Source organism: Burkholderia sp., from assembly GCF_018375725.1.
Taxonomy (GTDB): Bacteria; Pseudomonadota; Gammaproteobacteria; order Burkholderiales; family Burkholderiaceae; genus Burkholderia.
In genome coordinates this window covers 1-3,271 of the sequence record NZ_JAHACR010000390.1, presented here as the reverse complement: position 1 = coordinate 3,271, position 3,271 = coordinate 1, and the positions used below count along the sequence as shown (strand labels likewise).

The 3,271-nt window shown below is 65.4% G+C and carries 1 protein-coding gene; it reads right to left on the bottom strand.

Annotation, left to right across the window (positions count from 1 at the left end; genetic code table 11):
- Positions 1-211: 211 nt before the first annotated feature.
- Positions 212-3,271: efflux RND transporter permease subunit (locus tag KH616_RS23235; RefSeq protein WP_292252298.1), on the bottom strand; the 3,060-nt coding region annotated here is incomplete at its 5' end.

Sequence of the window (3,271 nt, the reverse complement as noted above, 5' to 3'; positions counted from 1 at the left end):
GAGCACCGCCTCGGCCGACGCCGTCGTGCGTTTGCGCAGGCGGCGTATATCGTTGTGCGACAGAGAAAAAAACGAAGTTTCAGCGCCCGACACGAGCGCCGAAACGCACAGCAGGCCCAGCGTCACCGTACACAGTACGGCGATATGGGCCGAAAACCCGTTAAACGTAATCCACGAAGTTGTAGTCTCCTCCAAACCGGCGGTCTATTAGTTAATAAAAAAGCGATCCGCCCTGCGCATCCTGCTGCGCCTGCTGGCCGGCATCGTTCTCCTCCTTCAGCACCTCCTTGCGTCCGCCGGGCATCTGCACGACGAATTTCGAGTTGCGCGACTGATAGGCGGGCTTGCTCAGCAACAGTTCGATGTTGCTGTAACGCGTCGATTTCGCCCCCAGCATCACCTGTTCGGGCGGCCGCTGCACGGCGGCCTTGGGCGGTACGACCGGCTTGATCGGCTCCAGCACGAGCAGCACGAGCGGCAGTTGCACCATGAGCCCGGAGATGATCGCGACCGCCAGCGGCTGCTGCATTGCCGAGCCCTGCCCCAGCGCGAAGGCAAGCGGCAGCAGCGCGAGAATGGCGGCGATCGTTGTCATGGCGATCGGCCGCAGCCGGTTGCGGCCCGCGGCAAGCAACGCCATGCCGGCCGGCATCCCCTCGTCACGCACGAGCCCCTGAAACTCCGACACGTAGAAAACCGCCACCTCGGTCACGATGCCGATGATCATCGTCATCCCCATCATCGCGGAAATGTTGAGTTCGATCCCCGTCACCCACAGCCCGATAAACACTGCGCCCGCCGCGCACAACGGCATCGCCATCACCGCAAGCGCGATGCGGAACCGCTCGTAGAGAAACAGCAGCAGCCCGAACACCAGCGCGATCGCCGCGCCGAACACCGCGAGGAGCCCGCGAAACGCGATCTGCTGCTGCTGATACAGGCCGCCCAGCTCGTAGTAGACGCCCGAAGGCAGCAGGTTCGTTTCGCCGAGTGCCCGCCGGACGTCGGCAATCGTCGAGCCGAGGTCGCGGCCGTCGATCCGCGCCGTCACGGCAATCATGCGTTTCAGGTTGTCGCGGCTGATTTCCGGCTGACCGCTGACCGTGATGCGGTCGCTTACGCGATCGAGCGGAAAGAGGTGGCCATCGGGCGCGCGAATTTGCAGCTGGGCCAGCCCCGTGTCGTTCATGCGCATCGCATCCGTCATGCGAACCCGAATGCCGACCGTCTTCGGCCCCTGCTGGAACTGTGTGGCGACGCTTCCCGACAGCAGATCCGACACCTGCTGCGAAATCGCCTGCGGATCCATGCCTTCGGCCGCGGCCGCATCGGGACGGATGTGCAGGTCGAGCGCATCGCCGGCGGGGTTGATGCCGTTGTCGACATCGACGATGCCGGGAATCGTCGCGATGCGCACGGCCACGCGCTTCGCAGTCGCCGCGAGCCCGGTCGGATCGTCCGAATAGATCTTAATCTGAACCGGCTGCGGTACGGCCGTCAGATCGCCGATCAGGTCCTCCATCAACTGCGCGAGTTCGATTTTCACGCCCGGCACGTTCGCCTCGACCTTCGAACGGATTTCCGCCATCACCGTGCCGATCGGTTCGCGCGGCCCCGACTTCAGGCGAATAAAGAAATCCCCGGTGTTCGGCTCGCTCAGGCCGCCACCGAGCCCGACGCCGGTGCGGCGCGAATAGGTGACGACGTTCGGATTCGCGCGAATGATCGCCTCGACCTCGCGCATCAGGCGGTCGGTTTCCGTCACCGACGTGCCGGGCGCCGTGTGATAGTCGAGCACGAATCCGCCCTCGTCCATCGACGGCATGAAGCCGCTGCCGACGCGCGTGAAGGCGAATGCGGCAACGGCCAGCAGCGGCAGCACGCCCGCAAGCACCAGCGACGGCCTGCGGCACACGCGCTCGACCAGGCTTGCGTAATGGCGATTGATCCAGCGCGCGAAACGCGACTCAGAGTGTTCCTCGGCATCGGCCGGCTTCAGCAGGCGATCGCACAGGATCGGAATCGCGAGCCAGCTGACGATGAACGAGATGAACAGCGCGCTCGCCATCGTGATCGACAGCGCCTTGAAGAACGCGCCCGTCACGCCCGACAGGAACGCGAGCGGCACGAAGATGATCAGCGTCGCCCCCGACGAGCCTGCGAGCGGCCGCGTGAATTCGAGCGCGGCGCTCATCACGCGCCCGTGAAACGCATGTGCGCCCGCGTCCCGCATGCGCCGGGCGATATGCTCGATCATCACGATCGCGTCGTCGATGACGAGCCCGACCGCCGCCGCCATGCCGCCGAGCGTCATGATGTTGAAACCCATGCCGAACACGTCGAGCAGAAGGACGGTCGAGCTCATCACGACCGGCACGACCGCGACCGCGATCGCCGTGATCTTCCAGTTGCGCAGGAACACGAACAGCGTCAACGCCGCCAGCGCGACACCGATCACGATCGCATCGCGCACGCTCGACGCCGATTCGATCACCAGCTGGCTCTGGTCGTACCAGTTCGCGAGATGCGCACCTTGCGGCATCTGCCGCTGGAAATCCGCGAGCTTCGCGCGGATCGCCGCGGCCATCGCGACGCTGTTCGCGCCGGGCTGCTGGAATACGCTGACGAGCACCGCATCCTGACCGTCCGCCGTCACCCGGAACCACTGCGGCATCGTGCCGCGTGACACCTCCGCGACGTCGCCGACCCGGATCTGCGTGCCGCCCGTCGACGATACGACCACATTGCGCAACATCTCGGGCGAGGTGATCGCCGTGTTCGAGACGACGAGATACAGCTTGTAGTGATCCTCGATCCGCCCGTTCGCCATCAGCACGTTGCCGGCGCCGATCGCCCTCGACACGTCCGCGGCCGACAGCTTGTAGGCCGCGAGGCGGGCGGGATCGATCGCCACTTCCAGTTCGTCCTGCGCGCCGCCCGTCACGTCGACGCGCGCCACGCCCTCGACCGACGACAGCACCGGACGCAACTGGAATTGCGCAAGCTCGCGAAGCTGCGAAAGCGACTGACTGCGCGATGTCAGGCTGAATGCGAGCACCGGAAATACGGTCGGATCCATCCGCCGGACGTGCATCGTCGTGCCGGGCGGCAGCGACGGCAGAATTTCCGCGATCGCCGACTGCGCCTGCAGCGTCGCCTGCGCCATGTCGGTGCCCCAATCGAAATTCAGCGAAATCTCGGCGGAACCGCGGCTCGTTTTCGATTCGACGTAGCGCACGTTCGGCACGCGCCGCAGCGCCTCCTCGACCGG